We start from the raw sequence: 23,001 nt of genomic DNA, 5'->3' as shown, positions 1-23,001 counted from the left end.
GAGACTTTGTAGTGTAGTTATTCTACATAAAAAGCCGATAACGAAGTAAAAATGAACAACAAACGCTGCCCTTAGGGTTCGGCTAAAAACGGATTCTGCATTGTTGAGCGAATTTTGCTTAGATTACTAGGCGGCAATTCACTCGCCGCGCTTAATCCGTTTTTATCTCGAACAAAAATCAATCAGCAAAGAACAGCACGCCCTATTTGAAAATATTACACTTGTACGGGTGTCAATATTTCAGATTTCTGTGATTTTTTCTTCATTAAAATAAGATACATTGTCGGTACCCAAATCAGCGATAACATAGTCGTTAACAAGGTTCCGCCAGCAATGGCAATTGCAAATGGAGGCCAGAAACCGCCGCCTGCAATAATCAAAGGTAAAAAGCCGCCGATGGTGGTAATGGTGGTCGAGCCGATATGCCTACCGCAACTGCTGACCAGTTCGATAATGGTCTCTTTATTACCAAGCCTTGCTTCGGGCACATCTTCTAACTCAGCCAATATTACGATAGCGGCGTTAATGGCTAAGCCCATGAGTCCAAGTAGACCTATGATAACGGTAAAACCAAACGGGTAGCCAAACAGGTAAACGGCTAATAAGCCAAGACCCGCAGACTGAAACGCACTGAGTAAGATAATGGCGGTTAACCTAAATGAGTTAAACGACAATACAACCGTTGCCAGTAATAAGGTGACGACCACGACAATGTTAGACAGTAAGTTGCCAACTGCTTCATCTCGCTTAGCACTCTCACCGCCTATTTCTAAGTGATAACCTGAAGGAAGCTCGATTTGCTCGAGTTTAGCTTTGACTTCACCGAGTACTTTACCCGGCAATACTCCGCTAACGATATAAGCTTCGATGGTATTGACGCGTTCGCCATTTCGGCGCGGTATACCGCCGCGACTAACATTGATTTGGTTATTAGCAATAGCAGAGAGCGGAATGGTATCGCCATTGGCTGATACGATATTGATCTCAGATAAGCGAGTTGCTTGCTCACGAGATTGATCTGCTAACCTGACTCTCACTGGCAAGGATTCAGTTTGCTCTAAAATACTGCCGCCTATGATCCCTGTCGTCGCCATCTCGACTTGTTTAGCGATATCGGTAAGGCTTAAACCACTCATTAAGCTAGCGTCTTCATTGACTTGTAACCAGACTTTCGGAGAGCCTGCACTTAACGTCGCTCGAGTATGAATAACATCTTCGGTTTGCATTAATAGACCGCGAGCTTGTTCACCAAGTTGGTTTAATGTGTCTAATGATGGACCGTATATACGTAACTCTACTGGCGCATTAAATGGCGGGCCTTGTTCTAGTTTTCTGACTAGGATTTGCGCTTGCGGTAAGTCAGTATCAAACTCTTTTTGTAAGGATAAAATCAGTCGGTTTGCAGCGTCAAAATCAGTGACCTTAACCATGGCTTGTGCATAGTTTGTCGCACCTTGCTGACGTTGGGTAAGGTTGTAATAAAATGATGGTGTATTGCCGCCAACAACCCAAGTAATCATCTCTACATCGTCAATAGACTCAAGACGTGCATCAATGGATTTAACTTGTTTTAAGGTGTTATCTAAGCTCACATGAGGCGCTAAATACACTTCAATTTGAAACATGTCTCTGTCAGATGGTGGAAAGAATTGCTCAGTCATCTTAGTTGAGACAAAAAAGCCCACAAGCGGCAATATACCAATTAATAATGCGCTGAATAATGGGCGTTTTAGCGCAAAGGCTAAACTGGTTTTAAAAGCATGACCTAAACGAGGAAAAGCCATGCCTTTTTGATACCAAGCCATAGATTCACTGTCTTGACTAAAGCGACCAGCGAGCCCTGCGATAATAGTATGTGAAATAAGGTATGAGCCTAATAGGGCAAACATCACTGAAATCGCAATGCCGCCAACAAACTCACCTGCAGCGCCAGGCATTAGCACTATCGGGGCGAAGGCAAGCATAGTCGTTATGGTAGATCCCGCTAACGGCAACCATAAGTGGTGCAGTGTTTTACTGACGGCTTCGAGTTTGCTTAACCCTTGTTTACGACGCTGGGCAATGGCATCGACGATGACAATGGCGTTATCAACCATGATCCCAAGTGCCACGACTAAACCTGTCACTGACATTTGGTGAATGGGTAAACCAGTATATTTCATGCATGCTAAGGTAAACAGCGCGGTTAATGGTAATGATAATGCCACGATAAGCGCGTTTCTTAAGCCCAAGGTGAGCATTAAAACAAACAAGATAATAAAGAAACCTTGGATAAGGTTTATCATTAAATCGCCTAAACGAACGCTAGTGTAACCTTGTTGGTCAAATAACCATTGAACTTCAATATTGGCTGGTAAATTAGCTTTGTAACTCTCAACAACCTGACTGACTTGAGCTTGCCATTTATCAACACGGTTGTTATCAATCATACGCGCAGAAACGAGCACACCAGGTTGGCCATTAATTAACGCGATGGTTGTTGCAGGTGTTTTAGGTTGACGACTGATGTTTGCCACATCAGCGAGGCGAATAATCTGCCCATTAGTGTCAATTTTGAGTGGCACTTCACTGACGCGGGTAATTGAGTCGAGTTCACCAGAGACTTCAATTAACGCTTTAAATGTGGCGTTATTGATTTCACCCGCTGAGATTTTACTGTCTGCATTGGAAAGGATAGAAGCGATGCTAGCTGGAGTTAATTTAAGTTGGCTAATTTTATTGCCATCGAGTTCAACTAAAATTTCTTCATCTGGTGTGCCAGATAGTTTTACAAAATCAGTGCCATTTAAAACTCGAAGCTTGCTTTGTAACTCTTTTGCATATCGATTAAGTATATCGGTACGAATAGGTGTATCACTGCTCCACACCAGCCCTAAAATGGCGGTATTGGCATAGCCTGTTTGATCGTCTAATAAGCTATTTTGCGCTGATGTAGGCAGCTGATATTTGCTGTCTGCAATAAGATCTCTGGCCCTAGACCACACAGGGGCAGTATCGATGACGTTGTCTTTCAACTCAAGCTGGATAACGGAAATACCAGGTCGAGAGGTTGATTGAACCAGCTTTAACTCTTCTAATCGGCGTAGTTCATTTTCTAAGACTTCAGTGACTAAAGCTTCAACACGCTCAGCCGAAGCACCAGGGTATTGAGTGACAACCGAGGCAAATCGGTTGGTAATTGTTGGATCTTCTGTGCGTGGTAAGCTATTTATCGCGCCTAAACCTGCGACTAACAGCAGTGCAATCATCAAACTGGCTAGTCTGCCATTTTCAACAAATGCCTTAATCATAGTGACCTCGCCACAGTCTCAGACGTCGGGTTAACATGTTGGCCTACCACAAGCTTGTGTAGCCCTTTAGTCACGATGACATCGTGTTTGTTTAATGCACCATTGATGTAAGCTTGTTGTTCGGTGGTATAGATAATATCAACATCACGACGCTCAATTTTTGAGATACCTTTCTCATTTTTGGTCACTACAAACACATTCCATAAACCTCTTACACCGTCAGTGAGTGATGCAATAGGCACCCAATAGCCAGCATCTTCAATTTGCTGTTGGTACGCTAAATAGGCTATCTCACCGTTAATGATTGGCTGGTTACTTTTGGATAAATCATTACTAGGTAAATCTATGCGTAATTGCACCGTGCGGGTCACGCTATCAATTTCAGCGCTGATACCGGCAACACGGCCTTTATAGCTTTTACTGCCAATGAGTATGTTCACCATTTGGTTAGTTGTTAAAGTCTGCGCGACAGCAATAGGTACACCGATATAGGCCTGCTGTTGACTGGTGCCAATTAAGGTAAAAACAGGGCTACCTAGAGCGATTACTTCGCCCAAGTTGTGATGGCGTTTGCTGATAGTGCCATTAAAGGGCGCGACTAATGTGGATTTTTCAAGTTTAAGTTCTGTTGCATATAAAGAGGCTTGTAGACGTTTTTGGTTGGCTAACAGGCTGGAAACCTGTTGCTGGGTTTCGTCAAATTGTTGCTCTGAGACATATTGCTTCTTTTTAAGCTCTACTGAACGTTCGAAGTTACTTTGGGCTAAGTCTAAATCGGCTTGGGTCTGTTGCAATGAGGCACTTAACTGTTGATATTCAGCCTCGAGTAATTGGGTGTTCAGTGAAGCCAGTTTTTGCCCTTTAACCACAGCGTCGCCACTGTCGACAATAATATCACTTAGCTTACCAGCCAGCTCAAAACCGACCCCTGTAGTATCTGTTGAGCGAACGCTGCCAGTATAGCGCTGCTGATGTTGGTAACTTGAGCTAAAGTTGAGTGGTTGGGTTATGACTTTGGGTACTGCAATAACGGTTGTTGTACTTGCTTCATCGTTGTTGCAGGCGCTGAGTAGCATTATCGAAAAAGTCATACTCAGTAAAGAGACTGCTCGTGTCGACTTTGAGCTTGATAATAGCGATCTTGATAATAGTGATCGTAAAAATAATGGTCTTGAAAAAAATGTTCCTGTAAACAAAGAGCGTACAGACAAAGAACCTGCAGAAAAAGACCGAGACACTGTTTTCATGGGGAGCATTCCTATTGCTAATACTACTTTATAGGCAATTCAATATGGCTCATATTGACCTGCACTTAACATCGTGCGATTCTAAATTTCAGAACTAGACTGTCTAGTCCATTTTGATGTAAGTGTATTTCCATAAAACTAGACTGTCCAGTCTAATTTGTGATTAAATGTTATCTCTTGTAACAAGTTTGCTGCAAGAAAATGTAAAAAAGGCTTTAAATCAATAAGCGAAGCCCCAAAAAAATAAAAGATGAATTTATAATGATAACTGCGAAACACTCTACACTTTGCCAGCATAATGCGCCGAAAACGCGTAGTGAGCAGAAATGTGCCCAAATACTTCAAGCGGCGATCGAGCTGTTTTGTGTGCAAGGGTTTCCTAATACCAGCATGGATTTAGTGGCGAAAAAAGCCGGGGTATCAAAGCAAACCGTCTATTCCCATTTTGGCTCTAAAGATGAGTTATTTATTGCTGCGATTGAGTCTAAATGTGTCGTGCACCAATTAACCGGTGACTTACTTGAAGACTCAACGAATGCTGAGCAAACCATAAGAACGTTTGCTACCCAATTTGGCGAGTTGATTGTCAGTGAAGAAGTTTTGGCGGTATTTAAAACCTGTTTAGCTCATGCTGATACTCACCCTGATTTATCTAAATTGTATTTTGATGCAGGGCCAAAGCATGTATTAGGGTTATTAAGTGATTACTTTAGCCGAGTGAACAAACATGACGAGCTTTATTTTGCCAAGCCACACGATAGTGCAGTGCGACTGTGTTTGATGCTGTTTGGTGAACTCAAAATGCGCTTAGAGCTTGGGCTGGATGTGAGCGATCTTTTACAAAATAGGCAGAGCTATATTGAGGATACTGTGAGCTTATTTTTAAATGCCCACCGAAAATAAACCAGCCATGTTATATCATCAAATATTAATATAGCAGCGTGTATTCACTTGCTACTGTTGTGATAACCTAAAACTGTGTAATATCTCATAATACATTGAATTTGTGATCCAAATTGAATAGGTCAGAGTATTGACGTGTAGATTTGGCATTCAATATTTTGATCATAATAATAATGAGAAAGGAAGCAGTTAATGAACGTTACCCCAAGCTTGTTCCAAGCTAATCAGCTTAATGCTGGTCGATTAAAAAAAGTGGCGCAATTGAGTGTGATTGCGGGACTGTTTCTCACTCCTTATGCTGCTGCATATGATTACTCACCTTTTAAGTTCCATGTATCGCGCACTTCTACAGATGCAGCTCAAGTGGGTGACACTAATACTGAATTACAACGTGATGTTTGGCGATTAAAACTTTCAGGCGCTATGCCACTGAGCAAAGAGTGGATGCTCGGCGCTAATATTGGTTATGACAATTTAGATTACGGCTTTAAGAATATTGATAGTGACCTACTAAATGGTCGGGTTGCCCCTTGGAGTTCAATTAATAAATACAGTGCAGGTTTGTCATTAACTTATCGACCAACTGACACAAACTGGATGTTTTTGTTAGCGCCAAAACTGCAATATGCTTATGCCAATACTGCGTCATCGTCTGATGCACAAAGTTATGGTGTGGTGGGCTCGGCTATGTACCGTTTTGAATCAGGTAATATGCTTGGATTCGGCGTGGCTTACCTTAACGATATTTCTGAAGTTAAGACTGTTCCTTACTTAGCTATTCGCTGGAAAATTACCGACAAACTTACCTTGGGTAACCCATTTCAAGCCGGCTTTAGTGGTCCTGCAGGTTTAGAGCTTTCCTATGAAATGAATGACAAGTGGAACTTCGGTGTTGGTAGTTCACGTCGTTCAGAGCGCTTTTTGATTACAGATCAAGAACAAACCATTGAGATGGAAGAGTGGGTAGGCTTTGTCCGGGCGGGTTGGAACATCAGTAAAAAAGCGACCATTAATGCTTATGGCGGTTACTTCTTTAACAGTGAAATGGAGCTCAGTGAGCCTAATGTGACTGACGAAATAGAAAATCAGTCTGCGATAGGCTTAGCTTTCGATATTAAGTTTTAATCTACAAGTTTTAGTCGATAAATTTCATTGTTTAGGGGCTGAGCATATAGCACATAGCGGATTGAGTTTTTTATAGTCTCGTTGCTAACGACAGACCAAAAAAAAGCGACCATCAGGTCGCTTTTTATTGCTTTAAGCTTTTTGCTGCCAAGGTTATTGAGCCAACATGTTTTTACGTAAGCTTTTTTGCGCAGGTTCGTCGCCTAACCAAATTTTTAGCAGTGCTTGTCTGAATGCTTCACCTGCGATTGTGGCTTGTTCGACACCATTTTTAAAACTGGTGACGCCAGCGCCTTTATGGGTGACAAAGGTAAATTGATCGCCTTTACTGACTTCTTCAGTAAACAGGCCCATAAATTGGGCTATGTCTTTGTCTATTGAAGCGGTGTTGCCATTGGTTGCGCTGTCAAAGCCTTCTTCAATTGCATCGGTCATTTTGTCTGAGGTGATCATACCCGAGGTAATGTTAAGGCGAATAACAGCAGTTGATTGATCTAATACGGCGGTTAAATCATTGGCTGGCGTGGCAATGTAGAGGCTACCAACATATAAATCCATAAAGAATTTACTGCGAACGCCTGCGCCATTTAACGCTAGTGATTGCTCGGCAATAGTTAGGTTATCTGCTAACTCAACACCAGAAACGGTTTTAGCTTCAGCAAGTATTGGGGTCAGTAAAGCTGCGGTAAGTGCGATGGTTGAAAGTGCTTTCATAGGGTACTCATTTATTATTTTCGTATCAGTCAGGTCGATGTTGAACTCGACGAACATTTAAAACGCTCTGTCGAGATCATTGAGTAAACCTGGCTTATTGGTTTTTTAGCTGCGCATCCCTAGCTTATATTGTCCATTTTGTTCAAACATGATTGCTTGTTTTTTCTTGGGAGCAATCAAGATAGGACCGTCATCAAAAAACAAAAATGCTTTCCAATTACGGGCAAATACAGCCCAAGTGGTTTCGATTATTTGGTATTTTTCGTAGCAGAAAAACACTTGAGTGTCTTCGTCCCAATCAATGAACTCAGCGATAGGCTCTGGTAATGTATTATCGTCAGAATCCCATGCTGATTGCCAATGTTCGGTTTGTTTCCAAGCATCTTGCTTTGCAGCCCAATCTCCTTTAGAAAACAATTCAGCACGATTACATTTATTACTGATCCATTGATTCCAAACCGTCATAGCACTTTTTTCAGTGAGCGGTTTGATTAATGCTTTATCTGTATCTAACACGGGTAAATCTTTATGGTTAAAGATCCACTTGCGTTTGTATGCATCTAATGGAATGTAAGTGTGTGCCAAAAATAGCTCCTAGGTTTAAGAAAGGGTCTTCGATGTAAGCGAAGGATTATAACTTTTCACCATTGATAGTGCTAGCAATGTACGAGGAGAGATTGATATGAACGGCATGTTGAAGGTTAACATGCCGTTCATGGGGTGAGTAACAACTGAGATTACAGGCGAAAGCGTCTAATTAACGAATGGAAGGTACTGATGGTGCTTTCTAGTGACTCACTGGCTCGTAGAGATTCTTTAGCGGCATCTGCAGTATCAGAAGCGCCATCTGCAATGTCGATGATTTGCTGATTAATATGTTCAGCGACTGCACTTTGTTCTTCAACGGCTGATGACATTTGAAAGGTCATATCAGTAATATTACCTACAGCATCTTTAATCTCACCAAGGGCATTTCGGGTGTTTTCAACAATTTCTACCCCTTGTTTCGCTGCAAGTTCACCTTGAGCCGACATATCTACGGCACTGCTTGTACGAGCAGATAATTGCTTAATCACAGCATGAATCTGATCTGTTGATTCACGGGTTTTAAGGGCGAGGGCACGTACTTCATCTGCTACAACACTAAAACCTCGACCTTGCTCGCCTGCACGTGCCGCTTCTATGGCTGCGTTAAGAGCCAGCAGGTTCGTTTGGTCTGCAATAGATGAAATCAGATTAGCTGCTTGGCCTATTTGCTGAGTAGAATCTGCCAGCTCTTTAACTGTCACAGCAATACTGTCAACTGTGTGGCTTAATTGATGAATTGAGTTAAGTGATTCATCAGCTAAGTGGGTGCCAGTATCGACAAACTGCATCACGTTTTCAGCGCTATGTGAGTTCTCCTCAATCTTTTGAGCGACTTCTTGTATTGCCTGAGACATTTCAGTGATGGCTGACGCAATTTGTTGAGTGGCTAAGCCCTGCTGTTCAACAGAGGTTTGGGTGACTTTGACCTGTGCTTTACTGGTTGAAGAGGTATCATCAAGACCTGATACCGACTCATTAATTCGGGTGAGTGCTGTACGGCACCTCGCTATTTCACTGATAAAAGCAAGCTTTGCTTGTGCGCTTACACCAGCATCATCAAAGTAGGTTTGCGCGACGGTTTTATCTGCGAATGACTTGGGGCTAATAGCGAGTAATGACCGCCAATGTGATGCTTGTTGCTGCAGACTCCAAAAGCTACTGATACTTGCCGCAATTAGGGTTGCAATCACTGCAGTGGTGTTGCTTTGCCAACTGAAAAACAGAATGAGTAATGTGCTAGGCAAAAGGGTAGGCAATAGCTTATTGAAATTTAAACGAGCACTGGTTAACAGTGTATTGGCAGACTTACCCGCTTTGATACGTTGGTAGGCTGTATTGGCTCGCTGCTTTTCTGCAGGCTCAGCGCATACTCTAACGGATTCATATCCCACTAGCTTTTTACCATCATATACTGGCGTTACGAAAGCACTGACCCAATAGAAGTCACCGTTCTTACGGCGGTTTTTAACTAAGCCCATCCACACATTACCTGCCTTTAGGGTTTTCCACATTGTGGCAAAAACCGCGGAGGGCATATCGGGGTGGCGAACAATATTGTGTGGTTTTCCCAGTAACTCTTCTCGGCTATAACCACTGGTTTCAATGAAAGCTTGATTACAGTGGGTGATGTTGCCTTTGGGATCGGTGCTGGAAACGAGAGGGGTGTCGGGAGAGAAAAAGTACTCTTTATTGCTGGCCGTATATTGGGTCATAATGCTTCTTATATTTGACTGCAGAGATCTAATTATTATTAAAATTGTGATGCTAATCTCAAAATATTGGCCAAATGTAAACTAAAAGAGATGTTATTAAAAGTAGTGAAAACAACTGTTTAAATAGAAAAAATAGATGAAGATACTGCAAGGGTTAAAAACCTTAGTTTAAACAGGTGTTTAATTTATTTTGTGATACTTAGCTTGGATACAGATTGAAACACCTTTTATCTAAGGTGATGAAAATAAACTTTATTTTTAATATAGATGATTTCATATATCAAAAAGCCCTAGCTAAATGATGTTAGCTAGGGCGTCTTAAAGTGATAAATAGTTTGGCTTATAAACCGTTTTTATATTGCAAGTGGGTTGATTCTGGCACCATGGTCGCAAGAGTCGTGCTGACCTCATTTTGGCCATCAAGCAAAGCCTCAAACTGTTTAATTAGCTCAACCTTATCTGGCGACTCTTTGTCACCTGCACCTATGTTAGTTAAATCAATCATAAAGCCGTCGAACATATGGCTAAGATCATCAATGATCTCGGTATTTAAGAACTGATCTTGGTTATAAATACTTGGGTATCCGGCTTTTTGCTTATCAATAGCGAACGAGTCACCCTTGAGGTTTTTAATGCTGGTGGATTTATCACAAGACAACATACAGCCATTATCAATACGGGGTTTTTCACAGCCAACACTTTGCTGGAAAAAGCACTGACGGCTCGCCATCAATAGAATGGGATGATAAATACTGTAGAGCATTTTAAAGTTGTTAGGTCGGGCAATTTGCTTAATTTGCTGTTTGTTAATTTCATTAGAAATAAACGCACCTGCACAATCAAAGCCTTCTTGCATAGCCAGTAAAGCATAAGAGTTAGTGGTATTTAAAAACGGACCTGCAATCCACTTAATCCCAAGTTGCTGCGCGTGATAAGCAATACCTGTGTTATTGGTGACAATTAACTCGGGCTTAACTTGCTGTAAAATATTTAATGCTACGTCATAATCCTTACCAATCAGCACTGGTGGGAACCAAGGGATCAATCTTGGGTTTTGTTGTAAAAAGTCAACATACTTAGTACAGCCACGCTTGTATGCATCAGGTAATTTAAAGTAGATGTCCCCATCGGTCACTTCAGCAAGTTTGGCATCTTCCTCATCACAAATTAGCATTGAAAGTGCAGGCTTTTGCTCTGCATCTTTTGGATGACGTGCAAGTTTAGGTAGTTCAACTTCAGCAATAACTGCAATGCCATCATTCAAGTAAGCTAACAATTCATTTTTTAAGGTGGTGATTTCACGGTATGGAATACTTAATCCATCGGTAAGCTTGTCAGTTTGCAGTTGGACTAATTCATAGTTGGCATTGTTGATATTTTTAAAGCGTTTTTCAATGGCTTCTTTATCAACACTGAGCTTCTCACTTGGCATCATTAAGCTACTCGAGCTAAACACCACTGTTTTAGTTTCAGCATCGGCCAAATCACTGCTGTTATGTTCAGTGGTTACCGTTAAGGTTAACGGCTTATTTGGCTCGCTTGCAAAGCTTAAGTTGAGATTTAATTTCTCAATACTTAGATGTGCAATTTTATCGTCAACTGAAGCATTAATTTGTTGCTTGTCGACTTGTAATTGTTGCTGAGCATCATGGATTTGCACCACTGAAATTGACTCGCCTTTGTCAGCTTTGAGTTGATCAACTAAGTGATTTTTTGAATTGTCACGTGGGTTATCAATAAACATTGACTGATTTAAGTCACCACGTAAGAAGGCATTAGTGAAGTCACGGTTAAAGACTTTGTATAAACGCTCGCCGTCTTGGGTGAGTTCGCCTGTTTCAACATAACCATCAATTTGTTTACGGAAACTATCAATCACAGTGTGAACGTAACTTGCGCCTTTAATGCGGCCTTCAACTTTAAATGAATAAACGCCAGCGTCGATTAATGCAGGTAGGTCAAAAAAGGCCGAGTTATCTTTAATGTTAAGTGGAAAGTTATTTCCTGACTCTGTGGTTTCGTATTCTTCACGGCATGCTTGGCTACAACGGCCACGGTTACCAGAATTACCAGCACTGGCAGAGGTTGAATAACATAAACCAGAGAAAGCGACACATAACGAACCATGCACAAACACTTCTAATAAGGTGTCGTGTTCTTTACTGACTTGCGCAAGGGAGGTAATTTCTCGTAAGTTAAGCTCACGAGATAAATTGACTCGGGTTGCGCCTAGTTTTCTTAAAAATGGAATTTGTCCGGCATTGTGGGTGGTCAACTGGGTTGATGCATGAATATCTAAGGTTGGGAAATGCTTACGCAATACATAAAGCAGCCCCATATCTTGCACAATTACACCATCTAAAGTGGTGTTAACCAATCTGTTGAGCAGCTTCAATAGGGTCTTAAATTCTTGTTCTAAAATAACGATATTTAGGGTTAAGAAAATACGACAGTCATATTGATGGGCAAGTCTTATGATCCCGACCAATTGATCGAAGGAAATATTAGCAGCGCGATTACGGGCGTTAAAAGTATCTAAGCCGCAATAAACAGCATCTGCACCCGCAATAATGGCCGCTTTAATCGCATCGACATCACCACCTGGGGCTAATAATTCAATCTTCGGTTTCATGATCTAAAAGGTTCTCAGTTAATTTTAATGGGGGGATGTTACCCGTATATTTTGCTAATGAATATCGTTAAAGTACATTATTAATTAGTAAGCCCGTATATAAGTTGTAGGGAAAACAACACAAGAATGAATAAAATCATGGATTTACCCGTACTCTACTCGTTAAGAAACTGCCCCTTTGCAATGCGGGCAAGAATTGCCATTTATAAGTCGCAGCAGCCTGTTTTGCTGCGAGACCTGGTTTTGAGTGATAAACCTTCAGAAATGTTAGTGGCCTCACCTAAAGGAACTGTGCCAGTGATTGTGACTGAAAAGGGCATTGTGATTGAAGAAAGCTTTGAAGTGATGCTATGGGCATTAACTCAGGGTGACCCTGATGATTTGTTGTTTACAGATACTCCTGAGTTACTGGATAAAATGCTGATATTAATTTATCAATTTGATAGTGAGTTTAAACGCTGCTTAGAGAACTATAAATGTGCCAAGCGTTATAGCGAGTCAAATATCGATGAATGTCGTCAAGCGTGTGAAAAATATATCCATCAGTTAGAGCAATTGTTAGACGGGCAAGATTATTTAATGGCCGATCGAGAAAGTTTAGCCGATATAGCACTGTTACCCTTTATCCGTCAGTTTGCCCGCGTTGAACGTCAATGGTATTTACAGTCACCTTATCCCAATGTCAGAGCATGGTTAAATCGTTACTTACAAAGCAAGATGTTCAGTAAGGTGATGACGAAATACCCACTTTGGTTAGATGCCAAGCAAGATGTGATGTTTGGTGGTTAAGGTAGATAAATATGCAAAAACACGACGCTTTATTTTCAAAAAAGTCAGCCCCTGAGAGAAGTGCTCGTATGGTTGAAACGATATACGGGTGTAAGTGGTCACTGACGGTCTATCAATTACTGGCTAACGGTATTAATCGACCTGGAGCGATGGTGAACCATGTTGAAGGGTTAACCACTAAAGTGTTGAACCAATGTTTAAAGCGTAACGTTGAATTTGGTATTTTAGATAGGGTGACTTTTAGTGAAATTCCGCCAAGAGTTGAATATCAAGTGACAAGTTTTGGACAAAAGTTTTTGCGGATTTTAGATGAGTTAGAGAAGCTACAGCAGGAATTGGATGCTAATGATAGTTAACACCAACCAAGCATGCGCGATTAAATAATGAAAGACATATAAAAGCCCGCTAAAAAGCGGGCTTAGTTATCTTAAAGTGGTGCAAGATTAATCAACGTAATTACAGCTCAACGTTAATCCACACTAAACGGTGATCTGATGAGACAGACTTTCCGCCACCGCCCCAGTTACCTACACGTTCGTCGTTCATCATTAAACGACCATCTTCAAATGATGCAGGCCAGAACACACCAGAATCAGTGATATTTAAATCGCTTGAAGGAATAACGTGGTCTAAACGAAGGCCTGAAGTGCTGGTGATAACATCTGGGTATTTAGTGCCCCAGTTTTCAGCTCTACATTCACCATTGGATAAACATTCAGGGCCACCTAAACTGCTTGGTGCATATACACCATGCGTAGCAAGTTGATTAACGTGGTCACTGTACATTAACCCTTTGATGGTATCTAAGTAGCCGTCGCCTGATTCAGGATCGGCATTTAAATCGCCTAGAATAACGAAAGATGAGTCAGCAGAAATACCGCCTTTAGTGCCAGCATCATCGTAAATGTAACTACCTTCACCTGAAATGTAATCGTCCCAGAATTTGATTTCTGCACGGTTAAGCAGTTTGTTATTTTCGGTAACCGTGTCGAAAATAGGGGGAGTTGGGTGAGACATTAATAAGTGAATCACTTTGTCGCCATCAGCAGTAGGGATGATAATAGGCGCATCAACGTGGTTTTTAGATGACATTGGCTTTTCAGCCCAAGCTTCTGCTGTGTACCATTCATCACCACAAGCCAAACCTTCAGGAATTGGATTGTTTTCGTCTTCACAGTTAGTGATAGTTGGGTTTGCTTCACCTGGCATATCTTTCCACTTAAAGTTTTGGAAAGTACGCACGTTGTCTGTATCGATTGGGTATTGTGATAATAGTCCGAAGGCATATTGACCGTGGTAGAAACCAAAGCCCCATGCATCACCTGGCAATGCGACAGTGCCATTACGATCTAAGTCGTGATCACTTAATAGGCCAGTGTTAGTGGCAAAGCTCTCAGCATACCCGAATTGAATAGGCTCAAGTAATTCAACATCATCAGATGTCGAACCTAATGCGTTTTGCGGCACTGAAAGGTAGTTTAAGCGGAAACCTTGAATGGCTTGTTGGTCTTCACCTGTCCCGTCGTTATTGAACTCACCCATTAATAGAACTGCTGGGCGCTCAGTTTGAATAATCGCTGCTACGTTACGGATTTGAATGACTTTTTCTGCAACTGCGAGTTCATCGTCAGTTAATGTGCCGTCAAACCACTTGTCCATTAAATCCTGCTGAACAGCCGGTGTTAGCTTCATTTCTTCAACAAGATCTGCGTAGGTACTTCTGTCAAAAGAAAGGTTATAGGTACCGATACGAACATCTGTGGTTTCAGGTGTAGGTTCACCTGGGTAATAATTGTTGGTTTCGTCGTTGCAACCCGCTAGTAATGCAACACTGACAGCAAGTGCTGCAGCTGTTTTGAATACTTTCATTTTAAAACCCCATTGTTATTTATATATGCTGCCTTTAGTGGAAGCTGAGTGGGATTTTATACAAGTGTTTTTATATGTTCCAAATAAAACATATCAATGTAAACAGTAGGTTGCGATTTTATCTCTTTGTTGTTTTTGTGCTTGAGGTGAGTGTTAATTGGGTTGTGTTTTGGTTATTTGTTTTGATGTTTATTGCTGATTGCTTAAGTTGGTGGGCTGATGTGATGTGATGTGATGTGATGTGGTCAAGTAAATCTGTACACACTTAGCGGGAGCTTGTTGTAAAGCTTGAGCACTTAAATTTTGCTGAAAAGGTTAAAAAAATGGGCAAGACATTAATAGCGTCAGTACCCATTTTGATTATTGAGGGTATTTATTCACCTTTTTGAAAGCTCAGCTCTGTGGTGCTTTCTACCGAAGCCGCAATATCAGATTCAGCAAACAAAAGTGGTCTAAACTGTTTTTCAGTTGAATATAATATGCTTTGATCAGCAAAGGCTGGTTTAAGAATATTACTCGACTCAGAGTAAGTTAATATGCCTTTTGCGACAGGCCCTTCATCAGTGAAGCTCACCGCCATCATCCAGCTAGAACCATAGCGGATTTGATATCCTTCTGCAGTTAACCCTGAAGAAAGCGGTGCACCTGAAACTGCATCCATCACTGCAGCATATTTGTGCTGTGGTATTAACGTATCATCGCCAGATAAGCTGGTGGAGAATACATTAAAACCACCTTCTGCGTTATGTGTACCTGGCCAAGGTAGTTTAGTACCTGAAGCAGTACCATCAGGCAGTGATTTTTCAACGAACTGAACCGTTCCCATTGTTGAATCAACGGTAAACCCAGCAGTTTCAACATTCATAGCTGCGCGTGCAAGCGCCACGAGCGCACTACCATCAGTGGCTAATGTGTTGGGTGTCATGGCTGCATTGGTGGCATCAAATGGCACTGATAACATGGTGCTTTGATCGAACAGATGGGCAAATTCACGAATTAACGCGCCGCCGACACTGTCGTTATCTTGCTTGCCGTTCCAAGCCGTTAATGCACCACATGCAGCACTGATGTCTTTTGACTGGGTTGCACTTACTTCTACAGGAGTATCCGCTTGTGCTTGGCACTGGCTGATTAAATCACTGAAAACCAGATCGTTTAAAAAGATTCGGTTGGATAAGACTGCGGCTTCTAACTCATCAACATTGAACTTACCGTCATCACCGGCTGCATCTTCCATCAAGGTTAAGCCCATTCGGGTTCGCAATGATAATTGACCGCGTTCAGGGCCGTACATGGGTGAGTAGTTTTCCAGTGGCTGAGCTAAGTTAGTTGACCAAAATGAGTTATTTGAGTTTTGTACGAAATCAGTTCGCTCAAGCTTTGGTGCTCGCTCATATGGCATTGGGCTATCAAAATGAAAAATTGACGTGTTCCCCGGTAAAATGGTAAATCCTGCCTGCTCTCTTGCGGCAATGATATCAGGGTTGGTTTTAAGCAGTGATACGGCGAAGTCGGTTAAACCAGGTACTGTGGAGTCATCAATATAAAAAGCATTGCCTTCTTTATCTGCATACATAGTGTTATTAAATATAACCCCGTCAAAGCTTTTAAACGCTTGCTGAAACTCCTCTTTATTTGTTGCACGGTTCATAGCAAACCAATGATCGATAGGATCTTTATTTGCCATATTGGCATCTTGAAGCATAAAGGCTTGGCCATCATCCCAACCAAAGGGAGCAAGGGCTGCTGGGGCTTCAACAATGGGGCCTTTAGCTGTGGTGTAAATATCTTTTTCAGCAATAAGCATCCCTGCTGCGCCGCCATTTACCAAAACCTGTACGGTTTCTTTGGTAATTGGCATTGGGCTGCCTTCATACATATATTGCATGCGGTCGCCACTGACGAGCTCAAGGTTATACATCACAAAATGCTCAGCGGTTGAGAAGGTATGTGTCCAAGCTAAATCCTTGTTAAAGCCAATATTAATTAACCCTGGCATGCCTACTAATGAGCCGCCCATGACATCAAGCTGACCAGGGATCGTCACATGAGATTGCCAAAAACGTAAGTTACCCGTATGCGGGAAATGCGGATTACCTAACACCATGCCTTTACCATTTTCAGTTTTATCTTTGCCTAAACCCCAGCCATTTGAGCCTAGGTTACGTGGATTGGTTTCTGGCGTAGTAATGGTGTTTGCTCGAGCTAGTAGCTTATTATTCACATCTTGAATGAAGGCGGTTTGAGATGCAGACGGTGCAGGGCCGACGATACGAGGAAGATACTCTTCTCCGTCACCAGGATTGGCGTAGAAAATGAGGTCTAAGAAGTTTGCTGCACCGGGTAGCAGGGCGATTGAGAAGAGATAGTTGGCAATGTCGACGCCTTCAATCGGTTTAACCCAAGGTTGGCCGGCACAAAATGGTTCTGCTTCTTGTTCACCTGCTTCAACATCGGCTAGGAATTGATTGTAGCCTGCGCTAAAGCCTTCCATTAACGCACGGGAGTTATAGCTAAATTGTGGATACTGGGCTTCCGCCATTTCTCTTATTTTTAATGCTTTATAGGCGAAATCAGAAACCAGGTTACCGTTATCTTCTGCAGTAGGTAAACCAGTGGCAAAGTCAATTGAGGCGTGGGGACCAAAGTACATCGAACGTTCAGAGTTTGCTTTAATAAATCCATCAGCTAAGACACATAAGTTATCTTGTGCTTGAGCATAACCGCTACCAAAGCCCAAACTTTCAAGGTTGTCAGCTTGAATGTGGGGAACCCCATATGCAGTGCGGCGAATTTGCGCTTTAAGCATTCCGTCTGGGGCAAAAGCTTGTAATGGTGGAGTGACTTCAGGTTCAGGTGTGACTTCTGGCGTTTTTGAGTAGTCAGTGTCGTTACCACAACCAGCGAGAAAGACTGTTGACGCAACGCCAATAGCCAGCATGAGCTTATTCAGGTGCATTATTTTGTTCAAGATAATTATCCTTATTATTGTTGTCTCAGCAATTTGCATTGTTGAGTGAGTCTCACTTTTCCTTGTGTCTCAACTTTAAGCGTTAACAGCCTCAATCGTGATTCCCATCATCACTTGTTGATTGTGTGAAAACCTTAAATACAACAAAAACACTTATTTGATTAAATCAATCATTCAAACGTATGTCTACATATACCTGTATTAGTTGATGTTAATTTATAGATTAAAATCGTTACGAAAATAAACGACTTCGTTAACGGTTTGAGGCGTAAATGATGAGGGGGTTAACCGATTAACGCACGGAAAGTACTTATGGGTTCATTAGTGAAATAATTAGCAAAAACAGTGAACTATTTTAGAAGAGCTCCGGTCTTATGCTGCAACTGACGCTAACGGCTATTCTGTAATTTTTATTCTGGTACTAGCTTATTCCATGCTGATCCGTTAGATTGCGCTCCACTCGATATTGATGCAATAGAGAGTGAGTCACTAGCAATTAATTCATTCGCTATTTATTCAATATTTTTTGATTAAATACGATAGGTTCAAAAAAATAGAGGCTAATATTTTTAACACGATTTCTCATCCTAAGGTTAAGCAGTGGACAGCCAAACTGTTCATGCTACTGACATTATTTTGCTTATTGCAAAATGGTGGGATAGCGTCGTTGTTTATTAATAGCCTGAACTTGTCGAGTCTGCCTGCTGCCAATGTCAGCTTGATGGCTACTCAAGTGGCTAAAATAACGCCAATGCCAGCGGTTGAATCAACATCTAAATCTGCAACTGCATCTACAGCAAAATCAACCAATACGGCAGATTTTTCAAATGAGAGTGAGTTCAAAATGTGCGAACTCTCAGAGAAATCAATGCGAAGCTGTGTGGATAGCCCTTCAGTATTATTGCTGCTGGTTATTCTGAGTAGTTTTGCGTTACTTCCCTTTATACGACCTGGTCTATTAGGTCGCCTGTCATATCACTGCCACGCCAAACCTCGGCGTATACATATCTCTTTGTGCCGCTTTCAAGAGTGAAGCCGCAGATAAACCTCACATTGTTTGCTATTTCTAAGCTCATTGCCGTTATTTAACTGATTTCATTGGTTAAATGGATGCTACTTGAGCCCATTGTTATGTGTTAGGAGAATCTGTTGAAGATTTTTAAATCATTCTTACAATCATTGATGGTATTGATTTCACTCAGTATCAGTTTATCTGCCGCCGCAGCGACAACTGGGTGGTTAACCAATGAAAACCACCCACCGGTAAAAGTACGCTTTATGCTAACGGGTGAAGTTAACCCGCAGACCAATATCCTCCCCGCCACGCTTGAAGTGCAACTAGAAGATGATTGGAAGACCTATTGGAGAACACCTGGTGAAGGTGGCATCGCGCCAAAAATCAATTGGCAAGGTTCAACGAATCTTGCTGATGTAGATTGGCAATGGCCAATGCCAGAATCATTTTCGTTAATGGGGCTGCAAACCTTAGGCTATCAAGGTGAGGCGATTTTCCCGTTATCGTTGAAAGTCGATGACATTGATTCAAACACACACCTAAGTGGTAAATTTACGCTCTCGTCGTGCACCACAATATGCGTATTGACTGATTATCAGTTTGACCTTGAATTTGTGCCAAGTGAACTAAGCGCTGATACCGAGGCGATGTTTACTTTTAATAAAGCGATATCTTCAGTGCCGCAAAAGGTGATTGTAGATAAGGGCGATACGCGTGAAGCAAACACGATTAGCATCGGTTTTGATACAGAGCAACAGCTACTTCAAGTCACTTTAGCTGATACCAACTGGCAGCAACCAGAGATCATTATTGATGGTGAACCAGACAGTACCTTTAAATTATCCAGCATTAATTACCTAGATAAAGGTGATGGCCAAAAAGCGTTAGTGGCTGTTTTTGCTGTCAGCAGTTGGTTGGGCGAGCCCGATATTCTCAATAAGCCCTTAAATGTCATCATTGGTGATGCTAATCGTGCACTTGAGTATTCAGCGGATGTCAGCCCAACTTTTGTTGAAAAAAATGCCAGTTCACTCATTACTATGATGCTGTTTGCTTTACTCGGCGGGCTTATTTTAAATGTCATGCCGTGCGTGCTGCCAGTATTAGGTATGAAGCTCAGCAGTGTTATTGCCGCACCCGACTTACAGAAAAAGCAAATTAGACAACAGTTTATTGCCTCAGCAATGGGCATCATGGTGTCGTTTTGGTTATTAGCTGCCTTTATTATCACGCTTAAGTTTACTGGCCAAGCCATTGGTTGGGGCGTGCAATTTCAAAACCCGTGGTTTATCGGTTTTATGGTGCTGGTTACCTCGATTTTTGCGCTGAATATGTTGGGCGCATTTGAGATAAATCTGCCATCGAGCTTTCAAACCAAACTGGCTACCACGGGTGGCAATGATCATCGAGGTCACTTTTTACAAGGCATGTTTGCCACTTTGCTGGCCACGCCATGCAGTGCCCCCTTCTTAGGTACGGCGGTGGCATTTGCACTGGGCGCTGATGTGGTGAGTTTATTGGTGATATTTACCTTCCTTGCATTAGGGATGGCATTACCTTGGTTGTTGGTGGCTACATTTCCTCAAATTGCCCGTTACTTCCCTAAACCTGGCCGTTGGATGAATACCGTTAAAGTGGTGTTCTCAGTGCTGTTATTACTGACAAGTTTGTGGTTAATCAGTTTGTTATCAAGCTTTGTTGCAGTATTACCATTATGGATGGCCGCAATGGTGTTAGTCATCACTTTCTTTGTGTTAATGGCTAAGCATTATGGTATTTCAGCGGTTATCGCCAGCTTTAGTATCGGTCTGATATTCGCGGCCATTGGTGCATTTGCCACATCTGATGATTGGTCACAACCATTACCGACGGATTTAGCGTGGACACCACTTGACCAACAGCTCATCGCTGCAAAAGTCGCTGAGGGGAAAACGGTGTTTGTGGATGTGACCGCTGATTGGTGCATAACCTGTAAAGCCAATAAAGTTGGCGTGGTGCTACAAGACCCGGTTTACAGTGCCTTAAAACAAGATCATATGTTCTTGATAGAAGGAGACTGGACCACGCCTTCAAAGCCGATTACTGACTACTTACAAAGTCATAATCGATTCGGAGTGCCATTTAATGTGGTTTACGGTCCTAATGCGCCTCAAGGCATAAAGTTGCCTGTAATTCTAAGCAGTGAACAAGTGCTGGCGGCGATTGATAGCGCATCAGGCAGTTAAGCTCACTCAATAAGCCAGTGAAATGAATAGCGCGACAATGGGCTATTCAATTCTTTTTATCAGTACCTGGCTATCGAAAATATAACGATCAAAGTCGATCTGTTAATGACAGATGTTAATGACAGCTATTCATGGCTTGCACTGCCAATTAACCGTGGCAAATGAAACTGCATTAATAGCAATCGACATGACTAAATTGGAAAATAAAAATGACAGTATTTAATAAGAAAGCTTCTAACAATAAAGCTTCTAACAATAAAGCTTCTAACAATAAAGCCTCTAACAATAAAGTACCTAATAAGAAAGTCGCTAAATTTTTGCGCTCGACCCCGTTACAGTTATTCGCCATAGCGGGTTTAACAGCGGGGGCATTTATGCTGATGTCACCATCACCTATCATAGCAGCGGCCAATGCCAATGCCAATGACACAGCACTAAGTGTCGAGCAACAACAACAAGTAAAAGCCATTATAAAAGATGCCTTAACTAATGATCCTGAGCTACTTAAAGAAGCCATTATTGCATTACAGATCCGTGAGCAACAAGGCGCTGAGTCCGCTGCGCAGTCGGTTCTGCAAGAGCATCATCAACAGCTTTACAATACCGCAAGTGATCCTTTTAAAGGGGCTGAAAATCCTGAAATAACCATGATTTATTTTACTGATTTTAACTGTCCATATTGTAAGAAAATTGAGCCCGCTATTAATAAGCTTGTCGAACAATATCCGCAGTTAAAAGTGGTTATCAAAATGGTGCCCCTGCAGGGCGAGGGCTCACGTGTCGCCACTGAACTTGCGCAAACGGTATGGTTAAATGAACCAGAAAAATACCTAACACTTAAGAATAAATTAATGGAAAGTCCACGTGGGTTGAACGGCAATACCATCGCTAAAGTGGCCAAAATGACAAATACTGAGCACTGGCTAACCAATACCGACCCAGCAGTGGCAAAACAAGTACATGACAATTTAACACTGATGCGCAATATCGGCTTAGGTGGCACCCCAAGTATGATTATTGGCGATACCGTTATTCCAGGCTTAGTGTCTTATGAAGTTTTAGAGTCGACTTTACAGCAGGCTATTAGCAGCCAAGAAAATAAAAAACAAGCGGTGAATGATGAGTAAATTACCCTCTACAGGCACTCCTAGTAAGGAAGCGGCTAATATGGAAGCGACTAATAACGAGAGTACCAATATGGACACAGTAACAGTGTCATGGTTTAAAAAAATGATGGGCTGGTTAAAACAAATCATGCTGTTTCTGGCATTTTCTATCGTGGTAACAGGCCTGTTCGACATTTGGCGCGGCAAGGATATTGAAAGAGACAATCTACCAGACATGAAGGCGATAAGCTTAAATGACGAAATGGTTGATGTGCTAGCGATGAGCCAAGATCAAACGGTATTAGTTTACTTTTGGGCCTCATGGTGTCCGGTGTGTAATTTTGTTAGCCCTGCTGTTGATACTTTGTCTGCCTATTATCCCACAGTGTCAGTGGTGATGAATTCAGGTACTGATGAGAAAATGAAGCAATACTTGCAGCACAAAGACTATTCTTTTGAAACGATTAACGATAGTGAAGGTCTTCTTGCTCAAGATTGGTCTATCCGAGTGACGCCAACCATCATGGTGTTTAAAGAAGGCGAGCTGCAATATTATACTACCGGTTTTACCAGTTTGCCGGGTATCTGGTGGCGAATGGTACTTGCTTAATCGACAAACCGTCGTTAAATTTTAATTAAATACGAGTCGATACTTTATGAGTATCGACTCTTTTTTTGCAGAAAATGCGTTTATAAGTTGTTGTTTGAAAGGTTTTTATTCACCTTAAAGTAAAAATAGGTTCAATTAAATAATGCTAATCTTGAAATGTTACTTCTGTTACTTCTGTTACTTCTGATGCATCTAGAAGAGTGAT

General features: G+C 41.8%; 17 protein-coding genes. 9 read left to right on the top strand and 8 right to left on the bottom strand.

Annotated features, from left to right (window positions below):
- Positions 1 to 215: 215 nt before the first annotated feature.
- Positions 216 to 3,290, bottom strand: a complete 3,075-nt coding sequence (locus Q4600_RS14975) for an efflux RND transporter permease subunit (protein ID WP_303516942.1) — start codon at positions 3,288 to 3,290, stop codon at positions 216 to 218.
- Positions 3,287 to 4,366: an efflux RND transporter periplasmic adaptor subunit gene (locus Q4600_RS14970; protein ID WP_241906477.1), complete on the bottom strand. Its 1,080-nt coding sequence runs from the start codon at positions 4,364 to 4,366 to the stop codon at positions 3,287 to 3,289. Before Q4600_RS14970 ends, Q4600_RS14975 begins: the two co-directional genes overlap by 4 nt.
- Here Q4600_RS14970 and Q4600_RS14965 point away from each other — a divergent pair.
- The 3 genes from Q4600_RS14965 (at position 4,344) to Q4600_RS14955 (ending at position 6,565) form a co-directional block, all read left to right on the top strand.
- On the top strand, positions 4,344 to 4,571 hold the full coding sequence (locus tag Q4600_RS14965) for a hypothetical protein (protein WP_303516943.1): 228 nt from the start codon (positions 4,344 to 4,346) through the stop codon (positions 4,569 to 4,571). The genes Q4600_RS14970 and Q4600_RS14965 overlap by 23 nt on opposite strands.
- A 227-nt stretch (positions 4,572 to 4,798) precedes the next feature.
- Positions 4,799 to 5,440 carry a TetR/AcrR family transcriptional regulator gene (locus Q4600_RS14960; protein WP_303516944.1) on the top strand — a complete coding sequence of 214 codons (642 nt, stop codon included), beginning with the start codon at positions 4,799 to 4,801 and terminating at the stop codon, positions 5,438 to 5,440.
- Between the two features lie 192 nt (positions 5,441 to 5,632).
- Positions 5,633 to 6,565, top strand: a complete 933-nt coding sequence (locus Q4600_RS14955) for a DUF6268 family outer membrane beta-barrel protein (protein ID WP_303516945.1) — start codon at positions 5,633 to 5,635, stop codon at positions 6,563 to 6,565.
- A 153-nt stretch (positions 6,566 to 6,718) separates the two neighbouring features.
- Here Q4600_RS14955 and Q4600_RS14950 read toward each other — a convergent pair whose 3' ends face one another.
- The 4 genes from Q4600_RS14950 to Q4600_RS14935 form a co-directional block, all read right to left on the bottom strand.
- The gene (locus Q4600_RS14950) at positions 6,719 to 7,279 is read right to left on the bottom strand and encodes a chalcone isomerase family protein (protein ID WP_303516946.1); all 561 of its coding nucleotides are present in this window, start codon (positions 7,277 to 7,279) and stop codon (positions 6,719 to 6,721) included.
- Positions 7,280 to 7,384: 105 nt separating this feature from the next.
- Positions 7,385 to 7,864, bottom strand: a complete 480-nt coding sequence (locus Q4600_RS14945) for a DUF2947 domain-containing protein (protein WP_303516947.1) — start codon at positions 7,862 to 7,864, stop codon at positions 7,385 to 7,387.
- A 152-nt stretch (positions 7,865 to 8,016) separates the two neighbouring features.
- The gene (locus Q4600_RS14940) at positions 8,017 to 9,579 is read right to left on the bottom strand and encodes a PAS domain-containing methyl-accepting chemotaxis protein (RefSeq protein WP_303516948.1); all 1,563 of its coding nucleotides are present in this window, start codon (positions 9,577 to 9,579) and stop codon (positions 8,017 to 8,019) included.
- A 340-nt stretch (positions 9,580 to 9,919) separates the two neighbouring features.
- Positions 9,920 to 12,211 carry a peptidase U32 family protein gene (locus tag Q4600_RS14935; protein WP_303516949.1) on the bottom strand — a complete coding sequence of 764 codons (2,292 nt, stop codon included), beginning with the start codon at positions 12,209 to 12,211 and terminating at the stop codon, positions 9,920 to 9,922.
- Positions 12,212 to 12,337: 126 nt separating this feature from the next.
- Between Q4600_RS14935 and Q4600_RS14930 the strand changes: the two genes are divergently transcribed.
- Both Q4600_RS14930 and Q4600_RS14925 read left to right on the top strand, forming a co-directional pair.
- Entirely contained in the window at positions 12,338 to 13,000 is a 663-nt protein-coding gene (locus Q4600_RS14930; RefSeq protein ID WP_229369317.1) for a glutathione S-transferase, read from the top strand.
- 11 nt (positions 13,001 to 13,011) lie between these two features.
- Positions 13,012 to 13,356, top strand: coding sequence for a helix-turn-helix domain-containing protein (locus Q4600_RS14925; protein WP_229369316.1), 345 nt, complete (start codon positions 13,012 to 13,014; stop codon positions 13,354 to 13,356).
- A gap of 100 nt (positions 13,357 to 13,456) precedes the next feature.
- Here Q4600_RS14925 and Q4600_RS14920 read toward each other — a convergent pair whose 3' ends face one another.
- On the bottom strand, positions 13,457 to 14,869 hold the full coding sequence (locus tag Q4600_RS14920; protein WP_303516950.1) for an endonuclease/exonuclease/phosphatase family protein: 1,413 nt from the start codon (positions 14,867 to 14,869) through the stop codon (positions 13,457 to 13,459).
- Positions 14,870 to 15,242: 373 nt separating this feature from the next.
- Entirely contained in the window at positions 15,243 to 17,828 is a 2,586-nt protein-coding gene (locus Q4600_RS14915; RefSeq protein ID WP_303517002.1) for an acylase, read from the bottom strand.
- Between the two features lie 679 nt (positions 17,829 to 18,507).
- On the opposite strand from Q4600_RS14915, the gene Q4600_RS14910 reads away from it, so the two are divergent.
- The 4 genes from Q4600_RS14910 (at position 18,508) to Q4600_RS14895 (ending at position 22,796) form a co-directional block, all read left to right on the top strand.
- Positions 18,508 to 18,873 (top strand): hypothetical protein, encoded by a 366-nt coding sequence (locus Q4600_RS14910; protein WP_303516951.1) that lies wholly within the window; start codon positions 18,508 to 18,510, stop codon positions 18,871 to 18,873.
- Positions 18,874 to 19,022: 149 nt separating this feature from the next.
- Positions 19,023 to 21,080: a protein-disulfide reductase DsbD gene (locus tag Q4600_RS14905; protein ID WP_303517003.1), complete on the top strand. Its 2,058-nt coding sequence runs from the start codon at positions 19,023 to 19,025 to the stop codon at positions 21,078 to 21,080.
- A gap of 209 nt (positions 21,081 to 21,289) precedes the next feature.
- Entirely contained in the window at positions 21,290 to 22,207 is a 918-nt protein-coding gene (locus tag Q4600_RS14900) for a DsbA family protein (protein WP_303516952.1), read from the top strand.
- 40 nt (positions 22,208 to 22,247) lie between these two features.
- The gene (locus Q4600_RS14895; protein WP_303517004.1) at positions 22,248 to 22,796 is read left to right on the top strand and encodes a protein disulfide oxidoreductase; all 549 of its coding nucleotides are present in this window, start codon (positions 22,248 to 22,250) and stop codon (positions 22,794 to 22,796) included.
- Positions 22,797 to 23,001 lie beyond the last annotated feature (205 nt).

It is taken from the genome of Shewanella sp. 2_MG-2023 (assembly GCF_030548905.1).
GTDB classification, from domain to species: domain Bacteria; phylum Pseudomonadota; class Gammaproteobacteria; order Enterobacterales; family Shewanellaceae; genus Shewanella; species Shewanella electrodiphila.
This window is presented reverse-complemented; position numbering and strand designations above follow the sequence as displayed.

Excerpts from the sequence above, each read along its gene's own strand:
- Q4600_RS14905 (WP_303517003.1), top strand. The coding sequence starts at position 19,023 with ATGGTATTGATTTCACTCAGTATCAGTTTATCTGCCGCCGCAGCGACA.
- Q4600_RS14955 (WP_303516945.1), top strand. The coding sequence starts at position 5,633 with ATGAACGTTACCCCAAGCTTGTTCCAAGCTAATCAGCTTAATGCTGGT.
- Q4600_RS14925 (WP_229369316.1), top strand. The coding sequence starts at position 13,012 with ATGCAAAAACACGACGCTTTATTTTCAAAAAAGTCAGCCCCTGAGAGA.
- Q4600_RS14940 (WP_303516948.1), bottom strand. The coding sequence starts at position 9,579 with ATGACCCAATATACGGCCAGCAATAAAGAGTACTTTTTCTCTCCCGAC.
- Q4600_RS14970 (WP_241906477.1), bottom strand. The coding sequence starts at position 4,366 with ATGCTACTCAGCGCCTGCAACAACGATGAAGCAAGTACAACAACCGTT.
- Q4600_RS14895 (WP_303517004.1), top strand. The coding sequence starts at position 22,248 with ATGGAAGCGACTAATAACGAGAGTACCAATATGGACACAGTAACAGTG.
- Q4600_RS14915 (WP_303517002.1), bottom strand. The coding sequence starts at position 17,828 with ATGCACCTGAATAAGCTCATGCTGGCTATTGGCGTTGCGTCAACAGTC.
- Q4600_RS14960 (WP_303516944.1), top strand. The coding sequence starts at position 4,799 with ATGATAACTGCGAAACACTCTACACTTTGCCAGCATAATGCGCCGAAA.
- Q4600_RS14920 (WP_303516950.1), bottom strand. The coding sequence starts at position 14,869 with ATGAAAGTATTCAAAACAGCTGCAGCACTTGCTGTCAGTGTTGCATTA.
- Q4600_RS14900 (WP_303516952.1), top strand. The coding sequence starts at position 21,290 with ATGACAGTATTTAATAAGAAAGCTTCTAACAATAAAGCTTCTAACAAT.
- Q4600_RS14930 (WP_229369317.1), top strand. The coding sequence starts at position 12,338 with ATGAATAAAATCATGGATTTACCCGTACTCTACTCGTTAAGAAACTGC.
- Q4600_RS14950 (WP_303516946.1), bottom strand. The coding sequence starts at position 7,279 with ATGAAAGCACTTTCAACCATCGCACTTACCGCAGCTTTACTGACCCCA.
- Q4600_RS14935 (WP_303516949.1), bottom strand. The coding sequence starts at position 12,211 with ATGAAACCGAAGATTGAATTATTAGCCCCAGGTGGTGATGTCGATGCG.
- Q4600_RS14975 (WP_303516942.1), bottom strand. The coding sequence starts at position 3,290 with ATGATTAAGGCATTTGTTGAAAATGGCAGACTAGCCAGTTTGATGATT.